Source organism: Ruegeria sp. AP12 (assembly GCF_056540025.1).
This window is the reverse complement of the sequence record NZ_JBQFVZ010000004.1, coordinates 230,640-253,485: the sequence shown is the minus strand read 5'-3', so window position 1 is coordinate 253,485 and position 22,846 is coordinate 230,640. Positions and strand designations below refer to the sequence as shown.

The 22,846-nt window shown below is 60.5% G+C and carries 23 protein-coding genes; 21 read left to right on the top strand and 2 right to left on the bottom strand.

Translation table 11 applies throughout. The annotated features are described in order from the left end of the window. The first annotated feature begins 108 nt into the window (after positions 1–108). The 19 genes from ACR0E6_RS13810 (at position 109) to ACR0E6_RS13720 (ending at position 18,810) form a co-directional block, all read left to right on the top strand. The gene (locus ACR0E6_RS13810; protein WP_480584341.1) at positions 109–1,893 is read left to right on the top strand and encodes a NapC/NirT family cytochrome c; all 1,785 of its coding nucleotides are present in this window, start codon (positions 109–111) and stop codon (positions 1,891–1,893) included. 54 nt (positions 1,894–1,947) lie between these two features. Then, the gene (locus ACR0E6_RS13805) at positions 1,948–2,349 is read left to right on the top strand and encodes a plastocyanin/azurin family copper-binding protein (RefSeq protein ID WP_170622469.1); all 402 of its coding nucleotides are present in this window, start codon (positions 1,948–1,950) and stop codon (positions 2,347–2,349) included. A 185-nt stretch (positions 2,350–2,534) separates the two neighbouring features. Continuing rightward, a complete protein-coding gene (gene cobA, locus ACR0E6_RS13800; RefSeq protein ID WP_480584339.1) occupies positions 2,535–3,296 on the top strand; it encodes a uroporphyrinogen-III C-methyltransferase in 762 nt (253 codons plus the stop codon). A 121-nt stretch (positions 3,297–3,417) separates the two neighbouring features. Further along, positions 3,418–3,696 (top strand): c-type cytochrome, encoded by a 279-nt coding sequence (locus tag ACR0E6_RS13795; protein WP_480584498.1) that lies wholly within the window; start codon positions 3,418–3,420, stop codon positions 3,694–3,696. Beyond that, on the top strand, positions 3,696–4,841 hold the full coding sequence (locus ACR0E6_RS13790) for a cytochrome D1 domain-containing protein (RefSeq protein WP_480584337.1): 1,146 nt from the start codon (positions 3,696–3,698) through the stop codon (positions 4,839–4,841). Before ACR0E6_RS13795 ends, ACR0E6_RS13790 begins: the two co-directional genes overlap by 1 nt. Positions 4,842–4,844: 3 nt before the next feature. Then, on the top strand, positions 4,845–5,834 hold the full coding sequence (gene ahbB, locus ACR0E6_RS13785) for a siroheme decarboxylase subunit beta (protein WP_170622472.1): 990 nt from the start codon (positions 4,845–4,847) through the stop codon (positions 5,832–5,834). Next, positions 5,831–6,280, top strand: coding sequence for an Lrp/AsnC family transcriptional regulator (locus tag ACR0E6_RS13780; RefSeq protein ID WP_170622473.1), 450 nt, complete (start codon positions 5,831–5,833; stop codon positions 6,278–6,280). Before ahbB (ACR0E6_RS13785) ends, ACR0E6_RS13780 begins: the two co-directional genes overlap by 4 nt. Next, entirely contained in the window at positions 6,277–6,759 is a 483-nt protein-coding gene (gene ahbB / locus ACR0E6_RS13775; RefSeq protein WP_480584334.1) for a siroheme decarboxylase subunit beta, read from the top strand. Before ACR0E6_RS13780 ends, ahbB (ACR0E6_RS13775) begins: the two co-directional genes overlap by 4 nt. Before the next feature lie 3 nt (positions 6,760–6,762). Further along, positions 6,763–7,977 (top strand): heme d1 biosynthesis radical SAM protein NirJ, encoded by a 1,215-nt coding sequence (gene nirJ / locus ACR0E6_RS13770; protein WP_480584332.1) that lies wholly within the window; start codon positions 6,763–6,765, stop codon positions 7,975–7,977. A gap of 76 nt (positions 7,978–8,053) precedes the next feature. Next, positions 8,054–9,577 carry a cytochrome D1 domain-containing protein gene (locus tag ACR0E6_RS13765; RefSeq protein ID WP_480584330.1) on the top strand — a complete coding sequence of 508 codons (1,524 nt, stop codon included), beginning with the start codon at positions 8,054–8,056 and terminating at the stop codon, positions 9,575–9,577. Continuing rightward, the gene (locus ACR0E6_RS13760; protein ID WP_480584328.1) at positions 9,534–9,797 is read left to right on the top strand and encodes a hypothetical protein; all 264 of its coding nucleotides are present in this window, start codon (positions 9,534–9,536) and stop codon (positions 9,795–9,797) included. The genes ACR0E6_RS13765 and ACR0E6_RS13760 overlap by 44 nt, the downstream gene beginning before the upstream one ends. A gap of 90 nt (positions 9,798–9,887) precedes the next feature. Next, complete coding sequence (locus ACR0E6_RS13755; RefSeq protein ID WP_480584326.1) at positions 9,888–10,349, top strand: DUF2946 family protein; 462 nt, start codon at positions 9,888–9,890, stop codon at positions 10,347–10,349. Between the two features lie 44 nt (positions 10,350–10,393). Beyond that, positions 10,394–12,517, top strand: a complete 2,124-nt coding sequence (locus ACR0E6_RS13750) for a 4Fe-4S binding protein (RefSeq protein WP_480584496.1) — start codon at positions 10,394–10,396, stop codon at positions 12,515–12,517. A 14-nt stretch (positions 12,518–12,531) separates the two neighbouring features. Further along, positions 12,532–14,439 carry a TAT-dependent nitrous-oxide reductase gene (gene nosZ / locus ACR0E6_RS13745; RefSeq protein ID WP_480584324.1) on the top strand — a complete coding sequence of 636 codons (1,908 nt, stop codon included), beginning with the start codon at positions 12,532–12,534 and terminating at the stop codon, positions 14,437–14,439. A 2-nt stretch (positions 14,440–14,441) separates the two neighbouring features. Continuing rightward, on the top strand, positions 14,442–15,698 hold the full coding sequence (locus ACR0E6_RS13740) for a nitrous oxide reductase family maturation protein NosD (RefSeq protein WP_480584322.1): 1,257 nt from the start codon (positions 14,442–14,444) through the stop codon (positions 15,696–15,698). Beyond that, a complete protein-coding gene (locus ACR0E6_RS13735; RefSeq protein ID WP_480584320.1) occupies positions 15,688–16,581 on the top strand; it encodes an ABC transporter ATP-binding protein in 894 nt (297 codons plus the stop codon). The genes ACR0E6_RS13740 and ACR0E6_RS13735 overlap by 11 nt, the downstream gene beginning before the upstream one ends. After that, a complete protein-coding gene (locus ACR0E6_RS13730) occupies positions 16,578–17,399 on the top strand; it encodes an ABC transporter permease (RefSeq protein ID WP_480584318.1) in 822 nt (273 codons plus the stop codon). Before ACR0E6_RS13735 ends, ACR0E6_RS13730 begins: the two co-directional genes overlap by 4 nt. Beyond that, positions 17,396–17,911, top strand: coding sequence for a nitrous oxide reductase accessory protein NosL (locus ACR0E6_RS13725; protein WP_480584316.1), 516 nt, complete (start codon positions 17,396–17,398; stop codon positions 17,909–17,911). Before ACR0E6_RS13730 ends, ACR0E6_RS13725 begins: the two co-directional genes overlap by 4 nt. Beyond that, on the top strand, positions 17,908–18,810 hold the full coding sequence (locus tag ACR0E6_RS13720; RefSeq protein WP_480584314.1) for an FAD:protein FMN transferase: 903 nt from the start codon (positions 17,908–17,910) through the stop codon (positions 18,808–18,810). The genes ACR0E6_RS13725 and ACR0E6_RS13720 overlap by 4 nt, the downstream gene beginning before the upstream one ends. Before the next feature lie 85 nt (positions 18,811–18,895). Here the strand turns inward: ACR0E6_RS13720 and ACR0E6_RS13715 are convergent, their stop codons facing one another. Further along, positions 18,896–19,543, bottom strand: a complete 648-nt coding sequence (locus ACR0E6_RS13715) for a class I SAM-dependent methyltransferase (RefSeq protein ID WP_480584312.1) — start codon at positions 19,541–19,543, stop codon at positions 18,896–18,898. Between the two features lie 85 nt (positions 19,544–19,628). On the opposite strand from ACR0E6_RS13715, the gene ACR0E6_RS13710 reads away from it, so the two are divergent. After that, on the top strand, positions 19,629–20,546 hold the full coding sequence (locus tag ACR0E6_RS13710; RefSeq protein ID WP_480584310.1) for a LysR family transcriptional regulator: 918 nt from the start codon (positions 19,629–19,631) through the stop codon (positions 20,544–20,546). Positions 20,547–20,605: 59 nt separating this feature from the next. Here the strand turns inward: ACR0E6_RS13710 and ACR0E6_RS13705 are convergent, their stop codons facing one another. Beyond that, positions 20,606–21,340: a sulfotransferase family protein gene (locus ACR0E6_RS13705; protein ID WP_480584494.1), complete on the bottom strand. Its 735-nt coding sequence runs from the start codon at positions 21,338–21,340 to the stop codon at positions 20,606–20,608. A gap of 190 nt (positions 21,341–21,530) precedes the next feature. Here ACR0E6_RS13705 and ACR0E6_RS13700 point away from each other — a divergent pair, with 190 nt between their 5' ends. Then, positions 21,531–22,799, top strand: a complete 1,269-nt coding sequence (locus tag ACR0E6_RS13700) for a sulfotransferase family protein (protein ID WP_480584308.1) — start codon at positions 21,531–21,533, stop codon at positions 22,797–22,799. Positions 22,800–22,846 lie beyond the last annotated feature (47 nt).

The window sequence follows — 22,846 nt, the reverse complement described above, 5'->3', positions numbered from 1 at the left end:
AAATCGGAAAGGGCGGGCCCCTCGCCCGCCCTTTCTTCGTTTTCCCCATCAGCTAAACGCGCCGGCCTGACACGCCGGGCCAGTTAGAACAGCCAACGGAGCCCGGATATGACCTCCGAACCTGATAAAAAACCACCGATCTGGCGCCGGTATTTCCTGTGGGGGATGCCCGTGGCCGGTCTCGCTGCGGCCTTTGCCGCTGGCATTATCTTCTGGGGCGGATTCAACACCGCCATGGAAGCGACCAACACCAAGGAATTCTGTGTCTCGTGCCACGAGATGCGCGATTTCGTCTATGAGGAATACACCGGCACGATTCACGACGTGAACCGATCCGGCGTCGGCGCGGTCTGTTCCGACTGCCACGTGCCCAAGGACTGGACCCACAAGATCATCCGCAAGATCAAGGCCTCGAAAGAGCTGTATGGCAAGATGGTCGGCACCATCAACACACGCGAAAAGTTCGAAGCCAAGCGCGTGCATCTGGCGATGAACGAATGGGAACGGATGAAGGCCACCGACTCGCGCGAGTGTCGCAACTGTCACGATTTCGAATCGATGATGCCCGAGTTCCAGAAACCCCGCGCCCGTCAGCAGCACCTGAACGCCATGTCCGTTGGCCAGACCTGTATCGACTGTCACAAGGGGATCGCACATTCGGACGCCCGCGACCGGGCCGACGAAGAGTATCTGGAAGAACTGGAAGCCCCGAACCCCGCGTTCATTCGCGAAATCCCGGCCGAATACCTGGCCAGCCTTGAGCGGATCGAAGCCAAGGAAGCCGCCGAAGCCGAGGCCGAAAAAGCCGCGCGTGTGGCTCAGCAGGAAGCTGTGCAGGCTCAGATCGCGGCAGCGGTTGACGCGGCGGTTGCGGAAGAACGGGCCAAAGCTTCGGGCGAAGTAGCGGCTGCACCGGCCGGTGGCGGTAGCGATGTCGGCACGAATGTCGATTGGGCTGCGGTGCCAACTGCGGATATGAAGCTGTTCTATCCCGGTCAGGCCTCGTTCGAATGGGTCCAGAACGGCAGATCCCACGGCGGCGCACGGCCTCTGACCAAAGGTGGGGACAAATGCACCACCTGTCACGCCGCCGAACTGGATGCGATCGGCAACAAGATCGTGGCTGGTGGCGAGCTTGAACCAACGCCGATCCCCGGCAAACGCGGTGTGATCGACGCAACCGTTCAGGCAGCGCATGATGATGAAAGCCTCTACATCCGCCTGCAATGGCCGGATGCAGGTCACAACCCGGCGCCGTTTGTCGACGGTGGCAAGATGGACCCCGACAACCAGATCAAGGTTGCCATGATGATCACCGGCACCGGGATCGAGTTGGGCGATCAGGTGGGTTGCTGGGCCTCGTGCCACGCCGACAACAGCTATATGCCCTTTGATCCGGGTGCCGAGGCGATTGCCGCCAACGGGGATGTCTCGGGGCGTCTGGCCGCACAGGACACGGTGACCAAATACATCAGCGAAAGCCGGACCGAGGTCGAAATCAAAGGCCGTCGCGGCAAGGCGCTGGGTGGTTGGGACAAACTGCAAGCGGCAGAGCAGATCGAGCAATACCTGGCAGACGGCACCTATCTGGACCTGATGCGGGTTTATGCGGACGGCAGCGCCAACAATGGCTATCTGCTGGAACAGCGTGTGGTCAATGACGGTGACATCGCCGCCTCGGCCAGCCTTGATGCAGGTATGTGGACCGTGGTCTTCACCCGTCCGCTGAACTCGGGCGCAGCCGGTGATGTGCCGCTTGAGGCCGGGCAGACCTATACCGTCGGCTTTGCCATCCATGATGACTTTGCCGCCGCACGGTTCCACCACGTGACGCTGGATACCAGCCTTGCGCTGGACGACGACAGCGCCTTCATCAACGTGGTCAAACAATAATGGACAGGGGCCGGATAATCCGGCCCCTTCCGCTTAGAAGAGGAGATTTGGACGATGAAACCCCAACACCTTCTTCCCGCGCTGCTGCTTTTGGCTGCGCCCGCCTGGGCCGATGACACTGCCGAACTGTGTGCCGAGGCCGAAGACCGCTATGTCGAGCTGTTCGGTCAGCCCTCTTCCGCTGTCGAGGATGCCGAGGTGGTGCTGATGTATAAATACACGTTCTGCCCGGTCGAGTTGACGGTCAAGGCAGGCACAACGGTGCGCTGGGTGAATGTGGACAAAAGGACCAGCCATTCCGTGTTGCTCAAAGACGGCAGCGCGCCTGAAAGCGATCGTTTGTTCCCTGAGGAATCGGTTGATCTGACCTTCTTAACCCCCGGTCCGCGGGACTATCTGTGCGGCCCGCATTGGGAGACGCAGAACATGATCGGAATGATCACCGTCGAACCCTAAGGCAGGACTACAGGCAAGAGAAAGGAGCGCGGGCGCAAATCCCGCGCTCCTTAACTTTAGTCAAGGAGGTTCTTTTTTGGTTGCGGCAGTCTTGGCGCATGACACGCCCGGCTGACCCAGCAACGTCACCAGATCGCGCAGGAAAACCTGGGTTCCGAAGACATTCAGACCAAGCGAGTTTGCACATGAGCGGTAAGGTTTTTCTGATTGGCGCAGGCCCCGGCGACCCCGAACTGATGACCCTGCGTGCGCTGCGGATGCTGCAAGAGGCAGATGTGGTGGTTTATGACCGTCTGGTCTCGGCCGATATCCTCGATTTGCACGCTTTTGGTGCGCAGCTGATCCCGGTCGGCAAAGCGCCCAAATGCCATACGGTGCCGCAGGACCGTATCAATGAAATCCTGGTTCACGAAGCCCGCGCGGGCCACACGGTTGCACGGCTGAAAGGCGGCGACCCGATGATCTTCGGGCGCGGCTCGGAAGAGGCCGCCTATCTGATGGCCCATGGCATCGCGGTGGAATACGCGCCCGGCATCACGGCAGCACAGGGGGCGTCGTGTTCCACCGGTGTGCCGCTAACCCATCGCGGGCTGGCGACCTCGGTGCAATATGTCACCGGGCACCGGCAGGCCGACAAGGTGCTGGATCTGGATTGGAAACGTCTGGCCGACCCCGAGACAACGCTGGTTGTCTATATGGGCGTGGCCAATATCGGCCAGATCGCCATGGGGCTGATGACCGAGAATCTGCCCGGATCAACCCCTGTTCTGGCCGTTGGCAAAGCGACCCTGCCCGATGAACGCCGTCTTGTATCCCGGCTGGATCGGCTGGCCGCAGATGTGCGCGAGGCCGGGCTGCAAGCCCCCACGCTGTTCATCATCGGCAAGGTGGTTTCGCTCTATGCGGAACGGCCTGTGGCGGAGTTGTTGGAGCAGGCCCATGGCTAAGTTTGGACGCAGAAACGTTGCGCCCGGTGGCGCCGCCGGGCAGCGCCCGACCGCCCCCCCGGGCGGGCGCTTCTCGCCCACCCGCGGCCGGTCGCTGCCTTCAGTTCTACTTACATCTGTCGTGCTTGTGGCCACGACAGCATTCGCTGCTGACACGCTCGACCCGAACGCTCTGAAACGCCTTGTCCATCAGGATTGCGGTTCCTGCCACGGGCTGTCGCTAAAGGGCGGCCTTGGCCCGGATCTGCGTTCGGAAACGCTGGACCACTACGACCCTGAGGTCCTGACCGGTGTGATCCTCGACGGCATCCCCGACACTGCGATGCCCCCCTGGCGGCCCCTGATCAGCGAAGAAGAGGCCGAATGGATCGCCCGCTATCTGCTGGAACAGGAGGAATAATGAGACATTTGATCCTGACCCTCGCCGCCACCCTCATGATGACCACCGCGCAGGCGGAACCCACCGCAACCGGAGATCTAGGGTTGGTGATCGAACGCGCCAAAGGCTCGGTCCTGTTGGTGGATCAGTCCGACCGCGCGGCGCTGGCGCGGATCGAAGGGCTGGGCGATCTGTCCCATGCCTCTCTGGTTTATTCGCCCGATGAACGGTTTGCCTATGTGTTCGGGCGCGACGGCGGATTGACCAAAGTCGATATCGTCACTCGCCAGATTGCAAACCGTGTCGTGCAGGCCGGAAATGCCATTGGCGGCGCGATCTCGGACGATGGTAAGCTGGTCGCCGTGTCGAATTATGAACCCGGCGGCGTGCGCGTGTTCGATGCCGAGACGCTTGAGATGGTCGCCGACATTCCCACGGGCGGCAAAACCATCGGTCTGGTCGATGCGCCGGGCCGCCGGTTCGTGTTCACCATGTGGGACACGGGCGAAACCTGGATTGCCGATTTTGCCAAGGGCAACCCCGCGATCACCAAAATCCCCGAGATGGGCAAGAACCCCTATGACGCGCTGATCACCGCCAATGGCCGCACCTATATCACCGGCCTGTTTGGCGAGGACGGCCTGACCGCGCTGGATCTGTGGGCCGATAGCCCCGAGCCAATTCGCGTGCTGCCCGATTATGGGCGCGGGCAAGAGGAAATGCCGGTTTACAAAATGCCCCATCTGGAAGGCTGGGCCCTGACCGGGCGCGAGTTCGCTTTGCCTGCGGTCGGCCATCACGAGGTTCTGTGGATCGACGCCGACACCCTGACCGAAACCGGGCGCACCAAAACCCACGGCCAGCCGGTCTTTGCCATGGCGCGGCCTGACGGGCGGCAGGTTTGGGTGAACTTCGCCCACCCGCTGAACGACACAATTCAGGTGATCGATTCCGTGACCAAAGAGATCGTCCACGAATTCAAACCCGGCCCGGCGGTGCTGCATATGGAGTTCACACCGCGCGGGCACGAAGTCTGGCTTAGCGTGCGCGATGCGGGCAAGGTCATGGTCTATGACACGCAAACGTTTGAAAAACTGCGGGAAATCGAGGCCGACAGTCCATCCGGCATCTTCTTCACCGCCCGCGCGCACAGAACGGGGCTGTAAGCGATGCAACATATCACCGATCCGATTGATTGCCGCCTGCTGGACGATTTCCAGCGCGATTTTCCCATCACCGAACGCCCGTTTCAGGTTCTGGCCGACGCTCTGGGGCTCGACGAGGCCGAAGTGCTCGACCGTCTGGCGCGGATGCGCAAGACCGGGCGCATCACGCGGGTTGGCGCAACCATTGCGCCGGGCGCGGTTTCGGCCAGCACCCTGGCCGCCGTGGCCGCGCCCGAGGAACGTCTGGAAGACATCGCCGCCCTGATCGACGCGGAACCCGGCGTGAACCACAATTACCAGCGCGAGGATGACTGGAACCTGTGGTTCGTGGCCACCGGCCCGGACCGAGCGCATGTCAACGACACGCTGGCCCGGATCAGCAACCAAACCGGATTGCGGGTTCTGGACCTGCGTCTGGTGCGGCCATTCAACGTCGATCTTGGGTTCCGCATGTCCGGCAAAACCCGCAATGTTCCCGGCCCGCGAAAAGTGGATCGCGCGGCCATGCGCGACGGGGACCGCCCCTTGTTGCAGGCGCTTAGCTCTGGCCTGTCGCTGGTCGCTGAACCTTACGCCGCGCTGGCCCGGACCCTGAACCGCGATATGGGCGAGGTGATGGCCCGGATTGAGGCCCTGCACGGCGCCGGAATTATCTCGCGCCTTGGGGTCATCGTGCGGCATCGGGCGCTGGGATGGTCCGCCAATGCGATGGTGGTTTGGGATATGCCGGCCGAGCAGGTCAGCACCGCAGGCCCGGCGCTGGCAGCGCATCCCGGTGTCACGCTGTGTTATGAGCGTAACCCGGTCGAGGATGTCTGGCCCTATCGCCTCTATTCCATGATCCACGCGCGCTCGCGCCCAGAAGCAATGGAGGTCTTGGCAGGGGCCGCCGCCCTGCCGGAACTATTTGGTGCGCAACGCAAAGTGCTGTTCTCGACCCGCTGCTTCAAACAGACCGGCGCATTGATCCAACCGAAAGAGGCCGCCGCATGACGCTGGACGAAACAGACCGCGCGATCCTGAACCGGATGCAGGACGACCTGCCGTTGACCTCGCACCCCTATGCCGCCGTCGCCGACGAGTTGGGGATTGCAGAAAGCGATCTTCTGGCCCGCCTGTCGCGGATGAAAGAAGACCGCATCATCACCCGCTTTGGCCCCTTCTTCGACGCGGCTGCCATGGGTGGCGCGTTCTGCCTGTGCGCCATGGCCGTCCCGCCCAAGGATTTCGAAACCGTCCTGACCAAAGTCAATGCGCATCCTGAGGTGGCGCATAATTATGAACGCACGCACCGGCTGAACATGTGGTTCGTGCTGGCCACCGAAACGCCCGAGGGGATCGGAGCCGTCGCCGATGCGATTGAACGGGAAACGGGGATCGAAGTGCTCCGCTTCCCCAAATTGCAGGAATTCTTCATCGGCTTCCGGGTGGCGGCATGATTGACGCATCAGACAGAGAGATTATCGAGGCGCTGCAAGGCGGTCTGCCTCTTGTGTCCGCGCCATATGCGCAGGTCGCGGCAGATCTTGGCATCGACGAGAACGCCTTGTTGGCCCGCCTTGCCGACATGAAATCGCGCGGCGTAATCCGCCGTATCGCTGCCGCTCCGAACCACTACAAGCTGGGGATGACATCGAACGGCATGACTGTTTGGGATGTTGACGACGGCTGCATCGCTGAACTGGGCGCTCATATCGGCGCGTTGCCCTTTGTCACCCATTGCTACGAACGCCCGCGCGCCCTGCCGGGCTGGCCTTATAACCTGTTTGCCATGGTCCACGGCGTCGACCGGGACGAGGTCGAGGAAAAGCGCGCGCAGATCGCCGCGATTCTGGGTGATGCCTGCCGGGCCAAAGACATACTCTATTCCACGCGCATCCTGAAAAAAACCGGACTGCGCCTGAAAAAGAAAGGCTGAGACATGTTCCGCCTGACCGAATACATGCACCAGCTGGTCAAACCGACCCCGGTGCGCAAACGCCGCCCCGGACCGGTGAAACCGGTGGTGATCTGGAACCTGACGCGGCGCTGTAATCTGAAATGCCGCCATTGCTACACCGTCTCGGCGGATGTGGCCTTTCCGGGCGAGCTGAGCCATGAGCAAGCCATGGTCACGCTTGAGGATCTGGGTCAGTTTCGCGTTCCGGCCCTGATCCTGTCGGGTGGAGAACCGCTGGACCGGTTCGATTTCTTTGACATCGCCAGACGCGCGCGCGAGTTGGTACCGATGCTGGCGCTGTCAACCAACGGCACACGGATTTACGACGAAACCGCAGATATGATCGCCGATGTGGGCTTCAGCTATGTCGGTATTTCGCTGGACGGGATCGGGGCCACGAATGACTGGTTTCGCGGGGTCGAAGGTGCCTTTGCCGACGCCCTGCGCGGCGTGCGCGAATGCAAGAAACGCGGCATCAAGGTGGGGCTGCGGTTCTGTCTGACCGAGGGCACGCAGCATCACCTTCCCGATCTGCTGCAGCTGTGCGATGACGAAGGTGTGGACAAGTTCTATCTGTCCCATCTGGTCTATGCCGGGCGCGGTGACAAGAACCGGGGCGAGGATGCGGAACATCTGCGCACCCGCAAAGGGCTGGACCTGTTGCTGGAGCGTGCTTGGGAGGCGGCCTCGGGCGGGCGTCCGCTGGACATCGTGACCGGCAATAACGACGCCGATGCTGGGTATTTCCTGAACTGGGTTCGGGCGCATTTCGATGACGCCAAGGCCGCCCATGTGCGCGAACATCTGGCCGCCTGGGGTGGGAATTCCAGCGGGTTGGGTGTGGCCAATATCGACAATCTGGGGCGGGTGCATCCCGATACCTACTGGTCCGATTACACGGTCGGCAATGTGAAGACCCAGCCATTTTCCGAACTTTGGACCAGCGACGATCCGATGCTGGCGATGCTGCGCACCCGCCCGCGCCCGCTGAAAGGGCGGTGTGGGGCGTGTCAGTTGAAGGATGTCTGCGGCGGCAACACCCGTATCCGCGCCCTGCAACTGACCGGCGATCCCTGGGCCGAAGATCCGGCCTGCTATCTGTCAAATCAAGAAATCGGTGTGGATGATGCAGGTGAACGTCTGCAGGTCACACCGTTCCGGGGGAAACGTCATGATCCGGCACATCAGTTCTTTTGATACCGTTTTCTCTGCTCGCCCGGCCCCTGCGCGGGTGGTGCGTGCAGGAGCCTCCGGCGGGAGTATTTTTGAAAAGATGAAGATCGGGGTTTTGTGTTCGATCCTGAGCGTGGGCGCGGCCTGGGCTGATGCGCCTGCGGATTATGCGGAACATTGTGCCTCGTGCCATGGGGAAAACAGGCTGGGCGGGGTTGGGCCTGCGCTGATCCCTGAAACGTTGAAGCGGATGCGGGGCCCACGGGTAGCGGCGGTGATCGCCGAAGGGCGCGCGGCCACGCAGATGCCGGGGTTCTCGCATGAGTTGGACGCCTTGCAGATTGAGGAACTGGCGGGCTGGTTGAAATCTCCGCTGGAGACCGACCCGGAATGGGGCGAGGCCGACATCATGGCCAGCCGGTCTCTGGACGAGGATTATGCGCCGGTGGATGCGCCCGTCTGGGACAGCGACCCGATGAACATCACTCTGGCGGTCGAGACCGGGGATCATCACGTCAGCGTATTGGACGGCGATACGTTCGAGGTTTTGGACCGGTTCGAGACCCCGTTTGCCGTGCATGGCGGGCCGAAATTCAGCCCCGATGGGCGTTTTGTGTTCATCATGTCCCGCGATGGCTGGGTGCAGAAATACGACATCTGGGCGCTGCATCAGGTGGGCCGCGTGCGTGCGGGCCTGAACAGCCGCAACATCGCCATGTCGGGGGATGGCAAATGGGTGGCGGTGGCGAATTACCTGCCAAACAGCCTGACCCTGCTGTCGACCGAAGACCTCTCGGTCGCCAAGGTCATCGAGGTCAAAAGCAAGAAGGGCCAGCCCAGCCGCGTCTCGGCCGTGTATCAGGCACCTCCGCGCGAAAGCTTTGTGCTGGCCCTGAAGGACGTGCCCGAGATTTGGGAGGTCTTTTACGGGGCCAATCCGCCGCAATTCGGTTTGGGTCATGACTTTCGCATCGAAGGTCAGTTCAAGAACCCCGACCCCTTCCCGGTGCGCAAGATCACCACGCTCGACTATCTGGACGATTTCTTTTTCGACCAGAGCTATGAATACGTGATGGGCGCATCCCGCGACGGCAAGGGCGGGCAGGTGATTGATCTGGTTATCGGGCACAAGGTGGCAGATTTGGACCTGCCGGGGATGCCGCATCTGGGCTCGGGCATCACGTGGAAACATGGTGATACGACCGTGATGGCAACACCGCATCTGACCGATGGCACCGTGTCGGTGATCGATATGGAAAGCTGGGAAACTGTTAAACGGATCAAGACCGAAGGGCCGGGTTTCTTCATGCGTAGCCATGAGAATTCGCCTTATGTCTGGGCCGATGTGTTCTTTGGCCCCAACAAGGACGCGATGCATGTGATCGACAAGCAAAGCCTTGAGATCGTAAGGACTCTGCGCCCCGCCCCCGGCAAGACCGTGGCCCATGTGGAGTTCACCAAAGATGGCAGTCATGCGCTGGTGTCGATCTGGGAAGATGACGGCGCGGTGATCGTTTATGACGCGCAGACGCTGGAAGAGGTTCGCCGCCTGCCGATGCGCAAACCGTCTGGGAAATACAATGTCTGGAACAAAATCACCTTCTCGGAAGGCACCAGCCACTGAAGGGCGATGGCCGGTCTGGAAACTGGCCATTCTGCTTTACCCGGCCACGTTGCTGACCGTGGCCATCAACCTGTTTCTGTTGGGCCTGATCCTGCACAGCGCGGGCTTCAGCGCAATCGAACCGGTACCGGCGATCCTGTGGTCGATTCCGCTTGGTATTCCGGCAAGTTGGCTGGCCGGGCGCTGGGTGCGCGGGTTGATGGATGAGGCGGATGGGTAGGTCAGAATTTTTCAGACACCTGACCTAAGTCAAGTGTCGGCCTGAGAGAATCTCATAGGTTTTGGGAACGAACGCCGAGTTGGATTCTCAATGCTCATCTGCCGCCCCCCGCATACCTTTCTTGATCGCGTGTCCCGTGCGGCGTGCGGTGTGGTGGGCATTTTCCTGTTGCTTTTGCAAATGCTTGGCCCGGCGCTGGCGAGCGCCGGGGACAGCACATGGATCGAAATCTGCTCGGAGGGCGGCGCGGTTTGGGTTGAGGTGGATCTTGAAGAAACCGATGACCCGACCGCGCCCTGCCCGAAATGCGCTGACTGCGCCCTGTGCGCCGTCACCTCGGGGGCTCCTGTGCCCGAACTGCCTGCCGTGACACGGTTCGGGATTGTTCAAACCGCGCGCTGCGAAAACCCCGATCAGGTCTTTGTATACGATGTGAAACGATTGTGGCCCGAAACCCGCGGCCCCCCGTTGGCGCCCCAAGACACAACTGAACGCGCCCTGCGCGCGCCCATGGCGTTCACCCAAGTTACCGGAGGTGCGCCGTGGTCGTAAGTCGCGCAATCCATGCCCTGCTGGCCTTTTCCCTGTCCTGCCTGATGGCGATCAGCGCCCATGCCGACAGCCTTGCCAGTTTCCTGCCCGATGTCACGCCTGCCGATCTGGTTCCCGGTGCCGATGCCTTTGGCCCGGTCCGCGATGACGTGCCCGTTGCCCCGGTTCTGAAGGGCGGTGAGACCGTTGCCTGGGCTTTCCTGACATCCGATTTCGTGGGCACAACCGGCTATTCCGGCAAGCCCATCCACGTGGTCGCCGCCATCGACACTGACGCGGTTCTGACCGGTGTGAAACTTGTCAAACACTCGGAACCCATCGTTCTGATCGGCATCCCAAATTCGCGCATGGTTGAGCTGACCGAAGGCTATGCCGGTCTGGACCTCAAGGTTGAGGCCGAGACCGGGGGTGAGGGGCATGACCTCGACATCATCTCGGGCGCGACCGTCACGATCATGGTGATCGACGACAGCCTTGTGCGCGGCGGGATCAAAGTGGCCCGTGCGTTGGGTCTGGGTGGATTGTCCCCCGTGCTGGCCGATGGGCCGAAGCGCGAAGTCGATATGGCGCAGGATGCGGTTTACGACTGGACCACGCTGTCCGGCGACGGCTCGGTTCGGCGGCTGACGCTGGATATCGGGCAAGTCAACGCGGCGTTTGAGGCCACGGGCGATCAGCGCGCCATCAAACGCCCCGAACCGGGCGAACCGGATGACACTTTCATCGACATGCACATGGCGTTGGTCTCGGTCCCGTCCATCGGCAAATCGCTGCTGGGTGAGGCCGAATACCAGAACCTTGTGAACTGGCTGGACGAAGGCGAACAGGCCATTCTGGTGCTGGGGCGCGGAGCGTACAGTTTCAAAGGCTCGGGCTATGTTCGGGGCGGGATTTTCGACCGGATTCAACTGATCCAGGGCGACAGTTCGGTGCGGTTCTTCGACCGCCAGCAGCGCCGGTTGGGTGAAGTGGCCGCGCCAGATGCACCCAGCTTTACTGAACTCGACATCTTCAAAATCCCTGCGGATGCCGAATTTGACCCGGCTGAACCCTTCCGCCTGCAACTGCTGGTCCAGCGCGCCGTAGGCGCGGTTGAAAAGACCTTTCTGACCTTCGATCTGGGCTACAAACTGCCGGAACAGTATCTGCTGCCGGTCGCCACCCCTGTCGTGGTCGATGACGCCACCGGCGAGGCTGCCGCCAAAGCCGCCCTGTGGCAGCGTATCTGGAAGGACCGCACGGTCGAAATCGCGGTTCTGGGCGTCATGCTGCTGGTGCTGACGGCCACCTTCTTCTTCCAGTTCCACGCGACCATGAATGCACGGGTCTTCTACTGGTTCCGCATCGGATACCTGACTATGACCCTGTTCTTCATCGGCTGGTACGCCAATGCACAGCTGAGCGTGGTCAACCTGATGGCGCTGGCAGGCAGCCTGCGCACCGGGTTCAGCTGGGATGCCTTCCTGCTGGATCCGCTGGTCTTTATCCAATGGTTCGCCGTCGCCGCCGCGCTGTTGTTCTGGGGCCGGGGTGCTTATTGCGGCTGGCTCTGCCCGTTCGGCGCGTTGCAGGAACTGACCAACAAGAGCGCACGTGCGCTGAAGGTGCCGCAATGGACCCTGCCCTGGGGCCTGAACGAACGCCTGTGGCCTGCGAAATACATGATCTTCCTTGGTCTTTTCGGCCTCAGCTTTGTCTCGATCCCGCTGGCCGAGAAATATGCCGAGATCGAGCCGTTCAAGACCGCGATCATCCTGAAATTCATGCGCGACTGGCCCTTTGTCGTCTTTGCGCTGCTGCTGCTGGGGATCGGGCTGTTCATCGAACGGTTCTACTGCCGCTACCTCTGCCCGCTGGGCGGGGCGCTGGCGATCCCCGCCCGTATCCGCATGTTCGACTGGCTGCGCCGCTATCCCGATTGCGGCAGCCCCTGTCAAACCTGCGCCAATGAATGCCCCGTTCAGGCGATCCACCCCACAGGTGAGATCAATCCGAACGAGTGCGTCACCTGCCTGCATTGTCAGGTGCTCTATCAGTCCGAGGACAAATGTCCCGTCGTTATCCGCCAGCTGAAACGGCGGGCCAAGACAGGGTCGGTCCAGATGAAGACCCCACTCGGACAACCACCGGCGAACCATCCGAACGCCAAACCGCAAACCGTTTCCTAAAAGGAGGGACGATCATGTCGGAACATGACAAGAAACTGAACATCACACGCCGCGGGATGCTGGGCGCAACCGCAACCGGTGCCGTGATTGCCGGGACCGGGCTGGGCTCGACCCTGATGACCGCGCGCGAGGCGAGTGCCGCCGCGAATGCGCATCTTGAGCCGGGTGAGCTGGACGAATATTACGGCTTCTGGTCCTCGGGTCAGACCGGTGAGCTGCGCATTCTGGGTGTGCCCTCGATGCGCGAGCTGATGCGGGTGCCGGTGTTCAACCGCTGCTCGGCCACCGGCTGGGGTCAGACCAATGAATCGCTGAAGGTTCTGACCGAAGGTCTGCTGCCCGAAACCAAGGAGTTTCTGGCCGCAAACGGCAAGGTCACCTATGACAATGGCGACCTGCACCACCCGCATATGTCGTTCACCGATGGCACCTATGACGGCCGCTATCTGTTCATGAACGACAAGGCCAACACCCGCGTAGCCCGTGTGCGCTGTGACGTGATGAAATGCGACAAGATCATCGAGATCCCGAACGCGCATGACATCCACGGCCTGCGTCCGCAGAAATTCCCGCGCACTGGTTATGTCTTCGCCAATGGCGAACACGAAGCACCGCTGGTGAATGACGGTCAGATCCTCGACGATCCGTCGCAATATGTGAACATCTTTACCGCCATTGACGGTGACACGATGGAAGTCGCATGGCAGGTGATGGTGTCGGGCAACCTCGACAACACCGACTGCGACTATCAGGGCAAATATGCGTTCTCGACCTCGTATAACTCGGAAATGGGTATGAACCTGGCCGAGATGACCGAGAATGAGCTGGACCATGTGGTCGTGTTCAACCTCAAAGGCATCGAAGAGGCGATTGCTGCGGGCAACTATCAGGAGCTGAACGGTGTCAAGGTCGTGGACGGGCGCAAGGAGGCAGGTGGCAACCTGACCCGCTATATCCCGATCCCCAACTCGCCGCACGGTGTGAACGCAGCACCCGACAAAAAACACATCATGATCAATGGTAAGCTGTCGCCGACGGTATCCGTGATCGATGTGGAAAAAGTCGACGCGCTGTTTGCCGACAACGCCGATCCGCGCTCGGCCATCGTGGCCGAACCGCAGCTGGGTCTTGGCCCGCTTCACACCGCGTTTGACGGCAAGGGCAATGCCTATACCACCCTGTTCCTGGACAGCCAGGTGGTGAAATGGGACATCGCCAAAGCGATTGAAGCCTTTGGTGGTGCCGACGTTGATCCGATCCTCGACAAGGTGGACGTGCAGTATCAGCCGGGCCACAACTCGACCTCGATGGGTGAGACTGCGGAAGCCGACGGCAAGTGGCTGATTTCGATGAACAAGTTCTCGAAAGACCGCTTCCTGAACGTGGGTCCGCTGAAGCCCGAAAACGAGCAGTTGATCGACATCTCGGGCGACAAGATGAAGGTGGTCCATGACGGCCCGACCTTCGCCGAGCCGCACGATTCGATCCTTGTGCACCGGTCCAAGGTTAACCCGGTCAATGTCTGGGATCGCAACGACCCGATGTGGGAAGAGGCACGCCAGCAGGCCGCCGCCGATGGTGTCGATCTGGATGAAGGCGCCGAGGAGCCGATCCGGGATGGCAACAAGGTGCGGGTCTACATGACCTCGACCGCGCCGGTGTTCAGCCTTGAGAAGTTCACCGTCAAGCAGGGCGATGAAGTGACGGTCTATGTCACCAACCTGGATGATGTGGACGATGTGACCCACGGCTTCTGCCTGTCGAACTTCGGCATCGCGATGGAGGTTGCGCCGCAGGCCACCGCCTCGGTCACGTTCATTGCCGACCGCCCGGGCGTGCACTGGTTCTATTGCCAGTGGTTCTGCCACGCGCTGCACATGGAAATGCGCGGCCGGATGTTCGTTGAGCCGCGGAGCGCGTAATCATGCGTTGGTCCCTGCTCATACCGCTCCTGCTCGGCTCGCCCCTTTGGGCGGCGGACTGGGATGTGCCCAACCGGGCGGGGGCCATCAACGAAATACTGGCGCAGGCGGCGGATGGGGACACCCTCCGCCTGAGCCCCGGTGTATACACCGAGACGCTTGTTCTGGACCGGCCCGTCACAATCGACGGGCAGGGCTTGGCCACCATTGACGGACAGGATGAGGGCAGCGTCATCACCGTGACCGGACCGGGCGTGACCCTGCGGGGGCTGACGGTGATCGGCTCTGGCTCGGACCATGACGGGATCGACAGCGGCATCCAGCTGACCAAAACGGCCCACGCGCCGGTGGTCGAGGACAATGTGCTGCTGGGCAATCTTTATGGCATCGACATCCATGGGGCCAAGGACAGCATCGTGCGCCGCAACCGGATCGAGGGGCGGCAGGACCGCCACATGAACGCGCGCGGCAATGGGGTCTATGTCTGGAACGCACCGGGTGCCGTTGTCGCCGACAATGACATTCAGTTTGGCCGCGATGGGATTTTCGTGAATTCTTCGAAGATGAACTTGTTCACCGGCAACCTGTTCCGCGATCTGCGCTTTGCCGTGCATTATATGTATGCCGACAATTCCGAGGTCAGCAACAATGTCTCGATCGGCAACGATCTGGGCTATGCGGTGATGTTCACATCGAACGTCAAAGTCACCGACAACGTCTCGATTGACGACCGCGAACATGGCGTGATGCTGAACTATGCCAACAAGAGCGTCATCACCGGCAATGTTGTGAAAGGTGCGAAAGAGAAGTGCACCTTCCTGTATAATTCGAACAAGAACGATTTCACCGATAACTGGTTCCAGGGCTGCGGCATCGGCATCCACTTTACCGCCGGCAGTGAACGCAACCGGATCGTCGGCAATGCCTTTGTCGGGAACCGGACGCAGGTGAAATATGTCTCGACCAAATGGGTCGAGTGGTCAGAAGACGGGCGTGGAAACTATTGGTCCGATTTCGCCGCCTATGATGTGGATGGCAACGGCGTGGCCGATGCCCCGTATCGCCCCAACGATTCAATGGACCATGTGCTGTGGACCCAACCCGCAGCCAAATTGCTGCTCGGCTCGCCCGCCGTGCAGCTGGTGCGCTGGTCGCAATCAGCCTTCCCGGCGCTGCTGCCGGGCGGTGTGATGGACAGCAACCCTTTGATGCAAGCCCCTGAACCCCCAGCTATGAAAAAGGTGCCTCATGACGGATAAGGCCCTGACGATTGACCAAGTCTGCAAGGACCGTGGCAAGACCCGCGTTCTTGACGACATCACCCTGTCTCTTGCCGCCGGTCAGCGCGTTGCGCTGCTGGGCCATAACGGCGCGGGCAAGTCGACCCTGATCAAATCCATCCTCGGCCTGACGCCGATCCATGGCGGAGCAATTCGGATCGGGGACGCCACCCCTGGCAGTGCTCAGGCGCGGCGCGAGACGGCCTATCTGCCCGAGGCAGTGTCATTCCACCCGGCGCTGACGGGACGCGAGCAACTGACACTGTTCGCGCAGCTTTCAGGCGCGAAGGCGGATGTACCCGGCCTGTTGGAGCGGGTTGGCCTCAGCGATGCACTGGATCGCCGGATCGGCACCTATTCCAAAGGAATGCGCCAACGTCTGGGTCTGGCGCAGGTTCTGCTGGGCCAGCCGAAAGTGGCGCTGCTGGATGAGCCGACCTCCGGCCTTGATCCGATTTCGCGACAGGACCTCTATGCCATTATCGACGAGTTGGCCGCACAGGGCACCGCCGTCCTGATCGCGTCCCACGCACTGACCGAGGTCGAGGCCCGAACCGACCGCATAGCGATCATGCGCAAGGGCCGGATGGTGGCCGACGACACACTGAACAACCTGTCGGCGCTGGCCGGTCTGCCGATCCGCCTGAAGGTGCGCGCCAGCGCGAACCCAGACGCCTTGGCCGCCGAACTGGGCGGCAACCGGATAAATGGCGCGTCGGTCGAACTGCTCTGCACCCCCGACGACAAGATGAAAGCCCTGCGCCGGATCGCCGGTCTGGGTGATGCGGTGGCGGATGTCGAGATGACTCCGCCCAAGCTGGAAGACCTCTATCGCCATTACGCACAGGAGGATTTGCAATGACCCGCTTCCTCGCCATCACCCGCACCGAGATGCTGATCCTGCGCCGCAACCGCTGGCTGCTGGTCGCCACGCTGATCATGGTGCTGTTTGCACTGGCCTTGACCTTCGCGGGCAGCGCCCCAACCGGCACGCTGGGCGTCGACATGCTGACAGTCTCGGTCGCATCGATGACCACACTGTCGGTGTATCTGGCCCCCTTGCTGGCGCTGATGATTTCCTTCGACGCCATCGCCGGAGACGTGGACCGGGGCAGCCTGTCGCTGCTGCTGTCCTACCCGGCGGGCCGCGGAGAAATCCTGTTGGGCAAATTCTCCGCCCATCTGGCGGCGCTGGCCTTTGCCATGACCATCGGTTTCGGCACCGCAGGCGCGGTGGCAGCCTTCTTTGGCGGTGCGGGGCCGGAAAGCCTGATGGCGCTGGTGCGCCTGATCCTTACTTCCATCCTTCTGGGCGCTGTCTTTCTGGCGCTGGGATACCTGCTGTCCGCCCTGGCGAAGGGGGCCACGGCGGCGGCGGGTCTGTCGGCCGGGCTTTGGCTGGTCTTTGTCGTCCTCTATGATCTGGGCCTGTTGGGGGCCGTCGTCATGGACAAGGGCGGCAGCTTCACCCAATCCGTCTTTCCCTGGGTGATGGTAGCCAACCCGGCCGACGCTTTCCGACTGTGGAACATCGCCGCGACCGAGGGCGTCGCCATGGCATCTGGCATGACCGGGGCCGCGCAGGCCTTGCCCGTCTGGGCCGCACCCGCATCCTTGCTGATCTGGCCGGTGATCGCCTTCGCCCTCGCCCGCCTTGCCTTCCGGAGGGTTGAGCCATGAAACGCCTTGCCCTGATCGCCCTGATCGCCCTGACCGCCTGCAAGGAAGAGGTGGCCGAGGCCTCCGACCCGGTCGATCTGACCCCGGACGCGCTGAGCTTTTTCTGCCAGATGAACATCGCCGAACATGGCGGCCCCAAGGGGCAGATCCATCTGGAAGGCTACCCCACACCGCTGTTCTTTGCCCAGGTACGCGACATGGTGGCCTATCTCAAAAGCCCGGAACGGGACGCCAGAATCACCGCCGTCTATGTCAGCGACATGAGCGTCGCCCCCAGCTGGCGGCAACCCGGAATTTCCAACTGGATCGACGCCGAGGGTGCCAGCTTTGTGGTCGGGGCCAACGTCGCTGGCGGCATGGGCGCGCGCGAAGTGGTGCCCTTTGGCGATCCCGCCGCTGCCCAGGGCTTTATTGCAGAATATGGCGGCACTGCGCTCCCGCTGTCCGACATTCCTGACACCGAAGTTCTGGGGCCTGTCGATCTGGACCTCGCGCTGGAGACACCCGCATGACTACCCTGACCCGTCGCCGCTTTCTGACCATCTCAGCCGCTTGCGCCGCGTTTCCGGCAAAGGCTGCGACCGATCGTTTCGCCGAATGGCGCGGCATCGCAATGGGGGCGCAGGCCAGTATGCGCCTGAACGGGCTGGACAAGGCCGACGCCGCCCCCATCTTCGCCGCTGTCACCGCCGAAGTCGCCCGGCTTGAAAATATCTTCAGCCTGTACCGCCCCGAGGCGGAACTGAGCCGTCTGAACAAGGACGGGCGCCTGTCGGCCCCATCGCCCGAGATGCTGCAATTGCTCGGCTTGTGTACGGCCCTGCACACTGCGTCCGACGGCGCATTTGACCCCACCGTTCAACCGCTGTGGGTGGCCTTGGCCAACAACGCAGACGCATCCACGCGCGAGGCTGCTTGGCGCGCGATTGGCTGGCACAAGGTCTCGGTCAATGCGACAGAGATACACTTGCCTTCCCCCGGTCTTTCCGCGCTGACATTAAACGGCGTGGCGCAAGGAGAGGTTACGGATCGCGTGGCCAACCTTCTGAAATCATTCGGTCTACGGGATGTTCTGGTCAACATGGGCGAAATCCGCGCCGAGGGGCAACGCGGCGATGGCCGCCCATGGCAAGTTGGGCTGGCGGGCCCGGAAGGGAGTGTGCACCGCCAAATCGGTCTGCAGGACCGCGCCGTCGCAACCTCGGCCCCTTCGACAATGGCGCTGTCCGGGGGGCACGGGCATATCCTGAACCCAACGGGCGAAGGTTTGGTTCACCGCGCCATTTCGGTGTCCGCGCCCAGTGCGGCGATGGCCGACGGATTATCGACGGCATTGTGCGCGCTTCCCGAAAACATGATCGACGCGGTTCTGTCACAGTTTCCGGGCGCAAGGCTAGAGATGCAGATTTGATTTGATGGGCTTAACACATCCCTAACAGAACAGCACCGTCGCCCACCCAGTCGCTTTTGCCTTGTGGTTGAAAGCCGCAACGCAATCAGCGCTTTCGCGCGACAATGTAGCGGCTTGGCAACGTTCCGAATTGATCTGCGGTCTCGATTACCTCAAACCCCGCGGCGGCCATCTTTTGTTCAAGGGTCGCCGCTGGCAAGAACTCTACAAACGGCGCTTTTCCGACGGCCTGCATCAACGGGATCGCGACGCGTCGGATCATCGCGTATTTGAACCCGCCACCACTTGGCGCGCAGACCGTTTTGGAAACGAAAAGACCACCGGGTTTTATCAGTGACGAAATATGCTCCAGCGCCGTGTCCAGATCCGGCAGCAGGTGAAGCAGGTTGTGCGCCAGGACCGCGTCATATGTCGCATGGTCCGAGGGATGATCAAGAACCTCGGCCACTTGGAATGTGACGTTCTGCAAGCGTTCGCGTTCAAGCTTTTCCCCGGCGATCTCGATCATTCCCGGTGCCACATCCGTGGCGGTTATGTGGGCGACATGAGGGGCGAGCAACAGCGCCGTCGACCCGGTGCCGCAGCCGATCTCAAGCACGGTGTCATCGGGTTTCAGGTAGGATTTCGTGCGTTCCAGCGTCTTAAGATACCCGTCCATGTTCCGAATTGGATCGGATGCGTATTTGCGGGATATCCTGCTCCAGAATGCGGCATCTGTGGTTCGTGCGGCCATAATGCGTCTCTTTCGTAAAAGGGTGTTTTGCGCCTGCTAAACTTAAACACAGATATATGGAATTGCCTCGAATTGCAGAAGTGTTATGCATTATTGCATGAACTGGACGGCGATCAATTTCGATTGGAACCAGGTGCGCTCATTTCTGGCGACGGCTGAAATGGGGTCTTTCTCGGCGGCGGCGCGCGTGCTTGAACAAACCCAACCCACCGTGGGCCGTCAGGTTGCAGCGCTTGAGCAATCCCTTGGCGTCACCCTGTTCGAACGGGTCGGCAAAACGCTGAACCTGACCAGCGCCGGTGAAGAATTGCTGGTGCATGTGCGAGAGATGGCCGATGTCGCAAACCGGATTTCGATAACGGCAACTAGCCAGTCCAAAACCATTGAAGGTCAGGTCAGGATTACCGCGTCGGACGTCATGTCCGCCTACCAGCTTCCGCCTATCCTCAAACAGATACGCAAACTTGCGCCGCGGCTGCAGATCGATGTGGTCGCCGCAAATGACCTGCGAGACATACAGCGACGCGAGGCCGACATTGCGATCCGACATGTACGCCCAATGCAGCCGGACCTGATCGCGAAACTGGTGGCCGAGGCGACAGCGCATTTCTATGCAGCGCCTTCCTACCTGGATCAGGTGGGTCGGCCCAAAACCGAAGCAGAACTTGCCAAGCTGGACTTCGTCGGGTTCGGCGAAGTGCGCACAATGATCGGCTTCCTCAATCCGGCCGGGGTTCCGGTTACCGAAAAGAACTTTCAGATGGGGTCAAAAACCGGTGTTGTGTCCTGGGAACTGGTGCGTCAGGGGCTGGGCGTGAGTGTCATGTCAGACGACGTCGCCGCCATGACGCCCGGAGTTGAACGCGTACTTCCTGATCGGGACCCCTTCACTTTTCCAATCTGGCTGGCCACGCATTCCGAATTGCACACCGCACGACGCATCCGGTTTGTCTTTGACCTGCTTGCCGAGCAACTCGGCGGCAAGGCAGGTAGGAAGGTGTGATTGAAACTATTGACGGTTCTGAGAAACGCGTACTACATCTCTCAAGGACGACGCCATTTCTAGGCCGTCTTTAGCCAACTTGTTACGTCAAAATGCACAAGGCTTTGCAGGGTCAGAATGTCTTCGCGATAAAAATCCACAAGCCTGTTGTGCAGCCCGGGTGTAAGACGCGGTGGCGCGGGCCAGCCGGACTTTTTGACTTTGTGCGCACTGGTGTGAATCGGATCCGACAGCGTGTCGAGCGAGATGTCACACGGGATCTTCAGCTTGGAAAAAAGATGCCTGATCGCGGCAGCCGGGTTATCTTTCAGATCATCATAGCGGCAAACTATTATGTCAGGAAACACCGTTTTCCAATGACTTAGGATACGTCCGTACAAACCAATTGACAGCATAATGTGGTCATCTGTCATCAGATCGATTTCGGGTGTGTAGTCCAGCCGACCCTTGTGAATGTGATGCGTGAAGGCCGACCGGTAGCGATCAATTGGATTGCGTAGAATAACCACTGGACGCACATCCGGGACTGCACCTTTTATCTGACTGGCAATATCCACAAAGACATTGGGTGCCTGAAAATAATGTGGCGTGCTTTCAAGATAATATGCGGCACCGGGCTTTTCGCGGACGGGAAAATGCGCGCGGTATTCATCAAGCCGCGAAGCGCAGTCGGCCCGCCCCCAGAAATTCACCTCTTTCTTGGCGGACCCGAATATATGCCGTGACGAAGACAGCACTTCATGCATCCAGGTCGAGCCTGACTTTTGAACACCGACTAAAAGAAGGTTTGGCAACCGCGTTGATGAACTTTTCAAAAGAACCCCACTTTTTGCTGAAGGCGATGGCAGGACGGTTTCACAACTGTTCTACGTCTGCGTTATCTGTAGGCCCAGAGGCAAAAGCAACCAAAGCAACAGGATCAAATCACGTTGTGATACGGCCAGCGCCGCAACATCATCCACCGCTTGATTTGGTTTACCTTTGATGATTAAGGTCAGCCGGTATTTTCGAGGCCGATGTGCTCAGATCAGTACCGACCAAAATTCGGAAGCAGTCCCGGACGGCAAAATAACCAAGCATGGCACCCTATTTCCTCAATTCAGGTATCAAGGTAACCCTGTCGGGCCGACGCATCCACCCCAACGAAGCTCAGAATCTCAAGCGAGTTTACTCAGAATGACCGACGCACCGCTTCCTTCACATATTGTACTGGTTCTAGGTATGCATCGCAGCGGCAGTTCCTCTGTGACCAGGGTGCTCAACCTCTTGGGGTATGCATTGCCGAAAACGCTGATCAAAGGAAATGCATCGAACAGACGCGGACATTGGGAAAGCCAACCCGTCGCCAGATTGAACGACCGTTATCTGAACGGTGCTGACCTGACATGGGCGGACTGGAGCCCTGGCAAGCTGAAAACGGTCAGCGCGGAAGACCGTCAGAATTTCGAGCAGGATATCAGGGCACTGCTCGCCGATGAGTTTCCTGCGGGTCAACCTGTCGTTCTGAAAGAACCCAGGATTTGCAGGCTGGTGCCTCATTACCGCGCAGCGTTGGAAAATCAGGTTCCGATGACCGCCGTGATAACGGTTCGCAACCCGCTGGAGGTCATCGCGTCTTTGGTCAAGCGCAACGCGCTTTCGGAAACCAATGCTTGTCTGCTTTGGCTGAGATATATGTTGGATGCGGTGTCTGACACGGATGGGATGCAGCGCGCCTTTATTGCATATGAAGACTGTATCTCGGACCCGGTCACAACCCTGACGATGGCGGCAGAACATTCGCAACTTTCCTATCCAAACGATCTGCAGACAGTTGTCCCGGAAATTGATGAATTTCTAAGCACCTCCCTGCGCAACCACACCCGCACGCCCGAAGATGTCATTCACAACGATCTGACCCACGGATGGACCAGCGATGTCTACGAGGCACTGCGGTTGCTGAAACACGACCCGAATGCACCCACAGCGCTGGCGACAATTGCCCGTGTCCGGCAAGAGCTTGATGAAGCATCACCGATGCTGAACTTCATCGTTGGCAATTACGACCGGGAATGCAGCGAGTTGAACCGTCGCGTCGCGTCGTTGACCGCCGCGCTGGACCTGAAGACAGAGCAGGTAAATCTACTGCGCGAGCAACTGGAACAACCGCTGACGAAAGTGGTTGCATCTTCGATCAAGGTAAATCGACGATCTCTTCGGGATCGGTTACGCAAGATCAGAAAGTCTCTCAAAAAGCGCGTTGGTAAGGCCTAGCGGCCGCTTCGCACCCGTTGACAAGCCGCCCCAATACGCTTCGGAAG

What these genes read in the sequence shown, in the direction of transcription:
- ACR0E6_RS13810 (WP_480584341.1), top strand. Translation starts at nt 109, where the DNA reads ATGACCTCCGAACCTGATAAAAAACCACCGATCTGGCGCCGGTATTTC.
- ACR0E6_RS13805 (WP_170622469.1), top strand. Translation starts at nt 1,948, where the DNA reads ATGAAACCCCAACACCTTCTTCCCGCGCTGCTGCTTTTGGCTGCGCCC.
- cobA (WP_480584339.1), top strand. Translation starts at nt 2,535, where the DNA reads ATGAGCGGTAAGGTTTTTCTGATTGGCGCAGGCCCCGGCGACCCCGAA.
- ACR0E6_RS13790 (WP_480584337.1), top strand. Translation starts at nt 3,696, where the DNA reads ATGAGACATTTGATCCTGACCCTCGCCGCCACCCTCATGATGACCACC.
- ahbB (WP_170622472.1), top strand. Translation starts at nt 4,845, where the DNA reads ATGCAACATATCACCGATCCGATTGATTGCCGCCTGCTGGACGATTTC.
- ACR0E6_RS13780 (WP_170622473.1), top strand. Translation starts at nt 5,831, where the DNA reads ATGACGCTGGACGAAACAGACCGCGCGATCCTGAACCGGATGCAGGAC.
- ahbB (WP_480584334.1), top strand. Translation starts at nt 6,277, where the DNA reads ATGATTGACGCATCAGACAGAGAGATTATCGAGGCGCTGCAAGGCGGT.
- nirJ (WP_480584332.1), top strand. Translation starts at nt 6,763, where the DNA reads ATGTTCCGCCTGACCGAATACATGCACCAGCTGGTCAAACCGACCCCG.
- ACR0E6_RS13765 (WP_480584330.1), top strand. Translation starts at nt 8,054, where the DNA reads ATGAAGATCGGGGTTTTGTGTTCGATCCTGAGCGTGGGCGCGGCCTGG.
- ACR0E6_RS13760 (WP_480584328.1), top strand. Translation starts at nt 9,534, where the DNA reads ATGTCTGGAACAAAATCACCTTCTCGGAAGGCACCAGCCACTGAAGGG.
- ACR0E6_RS13755 (WP_480584326.1), top strand. Translation starts at nt 9,888, where the DNA reads ATGCTCATCTGCCGCCCCCCGCATACCTTTCTTGATCGCGTGTCCCGT.
- ACR0E6_RS13750 (WP_480584496.1), top strand. Translation starts at nt 10,394, where the DNA reads ATGGCGATCAGCGCCCATGCCGACAGCCTTGCCAGTTTCCTGCCCGAT.
- nosZ (WP_480584324.1), top strand. Translation starts at nt 12,532, where the DNA reads ATGTCGGAACATGACAAGAAACTGAACATCACACGCCGCGGGATGCTG.
- ACR0E6_RS13740 (WP_480584322.1), top strand. Translation starts at nt 14,442, where the DNA reads ATGCGTTGGTCCCTGCTCATACCGCTCCTGCTCGGCTCGCCCCTTTGG.
- ACR0E6_RS13735 (WP_480584320.1), top strand. Translation starts at nt 15,688, where the DNA reads ATGACGGATAAGGCCCTGACGATTGACCAAGTCTGCAAGGACCGTGGC.
- ACR0E6_RS13730 (WP_480584318.1), top strand. Translation starts at nt 16,578, where the DNA reads ATGACCCGCTTCCTCGCCATCACCCGCACCGAGATGCTGATCCTGCGC.
- ACR0E6_RS13725 (WP_480584316.1), top strand. Translation starts at nt 17,396, where the DNA reads ATGAAACGCCTTGCCCTGATCGCCCTGATCGCCCTGACCGCCTGCAAG.
- ACR0E6_RS13720 (WP_480584314.1), top strand. Translation starts at nt 17,908, where the DNA reads ATGACTACCCTGACCCGTCGCCGCTTTCTGACCATCTCAGCCGCTTGC.
- ACR0E6_RS13715 (WP_480584312.1), bottom strand. Translation starts at nt 19,543, where the DNA reads ATGGCCGCACGAACCACAGATGCCGCATTCTGGAGCAGGATATCCCGC.
- ACR0E6_RS13710 (WP_480584310.1), top strand. Translation starts at nt 19,629, where the DNA reads ATGCATTATTGCATGAACTGGACGGCGATCAATTTCGATTGGAACCAG.
- ACR0E6_RS13700 (WP_480584308.1), top strand. Translation starts at nt 21,531, where the DNA reads ATGATTAAGGTCAGCCGGTATTTTCGAGGCCGATGTGCTCAGATCAGT.